This is a genomic window from Micromonospora sp. CP22, assembly GCF_009712475.1.
In the GTDB taxonomy this organism is placed as follows: Bacteria; Actinomycetota; Actinomycetes; order Mycobacteriales; family Micromonosporaceae; genus Micromonospora.
The window spans coordinates 1-5,223 of record NZ_VCJO01000043.1 but is presented as its reverse complement, the minus strand read 5'-3'; the positions used below and the strand labels follow the sequence as shown (position 1 = coordinate 5,223).

The 5,223-nt window shown below is 69.7% G+C and carries 7 protein-coding genes; 3 read left to right on the top strand and 4 right to left on the bottom strand.

What is annotated here, in order from left to right; genetic code table 11:
- Positions 1-39 precede the first annotated feature (39 nt).
- Genes FF096_RS26075 through FF096_RS26060 form a run of 4 tightly spaced genes read right to left on the bottom strand, consistent with a single transcriptional unit; the run spans position 40 to position 2,228 of the window.
- Positions 40-510, bottom strand: a complete 471-nt coding sequence (locus tag FF096_RS26075) for a hypothetical protein (protein ID WP_230463000.1) — start codon at positions 508-510, stop codon at positions 40-42.
- Positions 507-1,271, bottom strand: a complete 765-nt coding sequence (locus FF096_RS26070) for a TnsA-like heteromeric transposase endonuclease subunit (protein ID WP_155222196.1) — start codon at positions 1,269-1,271, stop codon at positions 507-509. The genes FF096_RS26075 and FF096_RS26070 overlap by 4 nt, the downstream gene beginning before the upstream one ends.
- On the bottom strand, positions 1,264-1,815 hold the full coding sequence (locus FF096_RS26065; RefSeq protein ID WP_309223932.1) for a relaxase/mobilization nuclease domain-containing protein: 552 nt from the start codon (positions 1,813-1,815) through the stop codon (positions 1,264-1,266). Before FF096_RS26065 ends, FF096_RS26070 begins: the two co-directional genes overlap by 8 nt.
- Positions 1,812-2,228, bottom strand: a complete 417-nt coding sequence (locus tag FF096_RS26060; protein WP_155222195.1) for a hypothetical protein — start codon at positions 2,226-2,228, stop codon at positions 1,812-1,814. The genes FF096_RS26065 and FF096_RS26060 overlap by 4 nt, the downstream gene beginning before the upstream one ends.
- A 545-nt stretch (positions 2,229-2,773) precedes the next feature.
- Between FF096_RS26060 and FF096_RS26055 the strand changes: the two genes are divergently transcribed.
- The 3 genes from FF096_RS26055 to FF096_RS26970 all read left to right on the top strand — a co-directional run bounded on the left by FF096_RS26055 (position 2,774) and on the right by FF096_RS26970 (position 5,190).
- A complete protein-coding gene (locus tag FF096_RS26055) occupies positions 2,774-3,226 on the top strand; it encodes a hypothetical protein (RefSeq protein ID WP_230462999.1) in 453 nt (150 codons plus the stop codon).
- Positions 3,163-4,677 (top strand): relaxase/mobilization nuclease domain-containing protein, encoded by a 1,515-nt coding sequence (locus FF096_RS26050; protein WP_230462998.1) that lies wholly within the window; start codon positions 3,163-3,165, stop codon positions 4,675-4,677. Before FF096_RS26055 ends, FF096_RS26050 begins: the two co-directional genes overlap by 64 nt.
- A 219-nt stretch (positions 4,678-4,896) precedes the next feature.
- A complete protein-coding gene (locus FF096_RS26970) occupies positions 4,897-5,190 on the top strand; it encodes a helix-turn-helix domain-containing protein (protein ID WP_230462997.1) in 294 nt (97 codons plus the stop codon).
- Positions 5,191-5,223: the final 33 nt, after the last annotated feature.

The following is a 5,223-nucleotide window of genomic DNA, read 5'->3' as shown; positions in this document are numbered from 1 at the left end:
CCCGTGGTCAACCGGCACACCGACAAGCCCGCCGCACCTTCAACCGGACCTGACCAACCTCATCTCAAACACGCACTGAGCGGTGTAGCGCAGCCGCCGGTTTTCGACCGTGCGGTAGCTGACGCCCAGCTCCGCGCCTTTGGCCCGCTGCCGCTCGGCCAGGCTGTGCTTCGCCGGGTCGTACTCCGGTCTCGGCGTCGCATCGAGCGGTGCGTGCGGCGGCAGCCCGGTCTCGACCTCCACGATGTGGCGTTCCCACTGCTTGGCCGCGGCGAGCACGTTCTCAGGCAACGCGTCAAGCAGCCCCACTGGCTCCACCTGCGGTGCCGGGCGCCCGTCGATGACCGTGAAGTCGGGCGACGCCATCAGGTGCCCGGCCAGCACCACCTGGTCGGCGCCGCCGACCTCCGAGCGCAGCCGCACCGACGCTCCGGCCAGTCCCACCACCTGGTGCTCACCGCCGTCGAAGTGCACCCAGTCACCCGGGCGCAGCACCGACCGCGTCGTCACCCAGCCACCTCCGCGGTGACGACGGCGTCCGGGTGCAGCGGTATGGACAGGTCCGCGTGCAGGGCGTGGCGCCAGAGCAGGTGGAACAGCACCGGCAGCACCGCGATCGGATCACCGACCGCCTCCGCGCCGGCCAGCAGCGCACCAGGCTCGACGAACACCTGCCGCAGCGCGGCAGCCACCGCCGGCAGGTCGTGACGGGGGTGCCGGTAGCCAGCCAGCCAACGCACGTTGCGGACCAGGATCGCATCCAGTGCGCCGACCACACGGTAGTCCCAGCCGAGCTGCTCGCAGGCCGTCCGAGTCTGGGCGAACTTCACGGCGTCCTTCGGTTTGATCCGCTCGAGCGGGCGGCAGTCGACCACACGGGCGCCGCCGTCGGCCAGCCGGGCGAAGTAGTCCGGGGCGTGCGAGCGGACTTTGCCCTGCTCGTTGGCCCAGAACAGCCAGAACGGTTGGGAGGCCACTGCGACCACGGCCGGGTCGTAGTCCAGCAGCATCAGGTGGTCGCGTTCCAGCCACGACTCGTAGCCGACGTGATGGCCCATCGTCGCCGTCCACCACCGACCGGGGAAGTGCTTCTGCCCCTTGTACTGGGGAAACCGCCGAGCCGGGCGGCACCGCTCGAATCGCACCGACCAGGCGTCTGCCAGCGGAATGCGGTGCTCGATGCCGTCGAGGCCGACGTAGCCGACCTCGAACTCGCCAAGCGGGTCACCGCTCACCCCGCCCGACACTGGCCGCAGCGTCGCCTCACCCATGCCTGACTCCCGACGCGGCCGGCGTCCGGGTGCCCGGACGCAGCCCGAGGCGTTCCTCGAACTCCCGGGCCACGCTCTGGCAGCGGCGGTAATCGTGGCGTGGCCAGACGGTACGGCCGTCCTGGCGTACCAGCGTGGCGACCAAGTGAACGTGGTCGCCACCGTGACGCACCGCCACCCACCGCACCGCGGCCAGATCCCCGACGGGGGCCAACCCGACCCCATCAAGGAACGTGGCCGCGACCAGCGCCCACTGCTCGTCGGACAGCATCGGATCGTCCGAGTGGTTGTGCACCGAGCAGTGCCACACCGGCTTGGCCGGCGGGTTGACCCCGGCAAAAACCGGCTGTTCCAGCAGACCAGCCAGCCGGCCCACCGCGCCGGGGGACGACGCCGACGGCAAACCGGCCACCCCGCCAACCGCGGCCGCCGCCCACGCTGCCACCAACCGATGATCCCGGTGCTCGCCGTACTCACCGGGCCCCAGCAAATACCGCAGCACCTCGCGCACATCCGCGCCACGCGGCCGGACCCGCGGGATCACGCCGCGACCCGTCGAAGTAGCCCATGCAGCCGCTCGGCCACCGCGTCCAGCCGCGCCACCACCGCAGCGCAAGCCGCGACGTCACCCCCGGCCGACGGAGCCCGCCCGACGTCGAGCGCATCGGCGGCACAGACCAGCGCCGTGCGGGCGGCGAACAGATCCCGCTGCACCCGCGCCAGCTCAGCCCGGCTCGGACCGGTCGCCGCCGTCTCGACGCCGCCGCGGGCAGCAGCGACCGCGACCTCTCCGGTGTATCCGGTCGGCGTCAGCCCCGCCCGCGCCGCAGCCGCCGCCACATCACGCAGTTCCTCAGCGGTCAGCCGGACGTGCACCCTGTACGACCGGCCAGCCGGCACCCGTACCCGGTTGCGAGTCGGCACCGCCGCCGGCTCGCCCGGAAGATCGACATTCATGCCGGGGGATTCTGCACCATCGTCGATGCCTGCTCTTGTTCGCCCCACAAGGTAAATCCGGACTCCACAAGATCATGCACAATGTAGGTCCGGACTCCACAAGGTTCTCGCGGACGCGACAGGGGGCCAGGCCAACGTCGGCGGCGCGGCCGGGAGGCGGTCCAAGCAAGTTGTAGTACCGGTCACCTGATGTGCCGACCGAGCGCGGTCGGCACATCAGGCAACCGACAAGAGCACTGACCCAGCGGGGTCAGTGGACAAGTAACGCGACCACGTCGCGCGCCGACAGCAGCCACGCCAACCCTCCGGCAGGCTTCCGCTTTCGAGGGCAAGTTGCCACACCTCGCACCGAAGCGGTTCCGACTGGTTCCGCTTCCGCAGCCGGCAGGTCCGGCACGTTCGCTTCCGGTCGCGGACTCTTGCTTCCACCTCACGGCCGAGCGGAACCGGAAGCAGAGTTCTGCCAAATCGCTACCCGTAGCGTCGCCGATAACCCCGCCGTCGCACGTTCGGACGCAAGAATGTGCGAAGCGGAGGCGACGACGGTGGACACCCGTACGCGAACAGCGACCGGCGACACGCCGAGCCCACGTGGTGCCGACCGGCGTCATCAGTTTCCGGGCCGGCGGCAACGGATCAACCTCCGACTCGACGAGGCCGAGCACAGCGACGTCGTGACCGCCGCGAACCGTGCCGGGCTGACCCCGACCGGCTTCTGCGCCGACGCCGCGTTGGCCGCCGCCAGGAGCACCACCGCCCCCGGCGCCCTGATCGCCGGAACCGGCGTCACCCGAGCAGAACTCGCCGCCATGCAGCGGGAACTCTTCGCTGCACGGACCGCTATCACGCGCACCGGCACCAACCTCAACCAAGCCACCGCAGCGCTCAACGCCACCGGCGAAGCGCCGATCTGGCTCGACCACGCCGTCAAGCGGTGCGTGCAGGCACTCGACAGACTCGACGCCCTCGTGGCCGACATCGACCGGCGGCTGCCCTGATCCCCGCCATCCATCCCCGCGGCACGAACGTAGGCGGCCTGCTCCGCTACCTGTTCGGGCCCGGGAAGGCTGAGGAACACGTCAACCCCCACCTCATCGCCGCATGGTCCGGCCCCAGCCAGCTACCTTCGCTGGAACCCCCAACCCACGCCTCCGGGCGCCACGACATCCGGCCCCTGGCCCGCCTGCTCGAACAGCCCGTACGGGCCGGCAGGAACCCGCCACAAAAGTTCGTCTGGCACGCCTCCGTCCGAAACCACATCACCGACCGGGTCCTCAGCGACAGCCAATGGGCGCACATCGCGGCCGAGATCGTCGCCGCCGTCGGCATCGCCCCGCATGGGGACCCGGACGCTGTGCGATGGGTGGCCGTACGCCACGCCGACGACCACATCCACATCGTGGCCACACTCGTCCGACAGGACGGCGAAACGGCCTGGGCCTGGAACGAACGCCTCAAGGCACAAACGGCCGCCCGCGACCTCGAACAACGCTACGGCCTATACCAGGTCGGCCCGGTCGACCACACCAGCCACCGCCGGCCCACCGCCGCGGAGCAGAACAAGTCCCGCTGGCAGGGCAAAGCAGAAATCCCCCGCGACCGGCTCCGCCGCGAGGTACGTGCAGCCGCAGCTGCGGCGACTGACGAGAACGACTTCGTCAACCGGCTCCAGGCGGCAGGCCTTCTCGTACGACTTCGACACAGCACGATCAACCCGGACGAGGTCACCGGCTACGCAGTCGGGCTCCCCGACCACCACACGAACGCCGGCGACACCGTCTGGTACGGCGGCGGCCGACTCGCTCCGGACCTCACCCTCCCCCGGCTCCGCCAACGCTGGACTACAGGTCCCTGCGCAACGCCACCCGAGGGCACTCAGCGCCTCGGACGTCCCGGCGTCCGACACCGAACAAACGCCTTCCGGCGGGCAACAGCCTCTGCAACCAGCAGCGCCCACTATTTCGAGGCGGCGAATCCGGCGAGCGGCGAACACGACATCGCGTCCCTCGCCGAGGCCGCCGCCGACCTTCTCGCGTCCACAGCGCGCGCGTTCGAAGGCCGCAAAAGCGGCCCCCTGACCGAGGCTTCGGAAACCTTCGATCGAGCAGCCCGGGAACCGCACCAACGCCGTCTCAGGCATCTCCACCCGGAGGCGGGCCATCTTCGGGCCATGTCCCGACTCATCGCGGCGATGGGCCGGCTCACGAGCAACGACGACACCGCCGCAGCCCTGCAACTGGTCCTGCGCATGTCAATGATCGCGGACAATCTCGCTGAGTTCCGCGAAGCTCAGAACAGCCTTCATCAGGCGAAAGCAGCCCGACTTGCGGCAGCACGCCTCCGGATGATCGCGTCGAACACCGCTGCCGACCCGCTGGCGCCCCGGTCCGCTGCCGCGCCAGCGCCAGTTGTCTTCGAACGGGACCACACCCAGGGCCACGTGCTCTGACCAACCATCCAGTCTCTACGCGAGTTGCCCGGGTCTGCTTCATCGAGGTGGGGCACCCCACAGTCGCGTCATCGTCGCCCATGACCGATCCGCTACCCGTAGCGGTAGCGGTAGCGCACCAGGAAACCCCGAAGCCCGAGGGTCGTGTCGAGGCATACCAGACGGTGCCTCTCCAGCCGGACGCCACAGGCGTCTACCCCTCCGCAAAGGAACAGGCCAGTGATCACCAGCGCACTCAGCCAGGACCAGCTGCTGCAACTACCCGCAATGGTCGATCTGACAACCGCCGCTCGCGCGGTTGGCCTCGGCCGGACGAAAGCGTACGAGTTGGCAAGGCGGAACGCGTTTCCGTGCCCGGTGCTGCGCATCGGGATCTCGTACCGCGTACGCACGGTGGACCTGCTCGAACTCGTCGGCATCGAACGACCGCTGAACGCCGCCGGACTCTCAGACCCGGACGGACAGGCGACTAAGGCGTGTTTCATAAGCCCGGTCAGAGCCACTCGCAGATGATGGTGATGGTCAGGACGGCCTGGAACCTGACGG

What these genes read in the sequence shown, in the direction of transcription:
- FF096_RS26060 (WP_155222195.1), bottom strand. Translation starts at nt 2,228, where the DNA reads ATGAATGTCGATCTTCCGGGCGAGCCGGCGGCGGTGCCGACTCGCAAC.
- FF096_RS26070 (WP_155222196.1), bottom strand. Translation starts at nt 1,271, where the DNA reads ATGGGTGAGGCGACGCTGCGGCCAGTGTCGGGCGGGGTGAGCGGTGAC.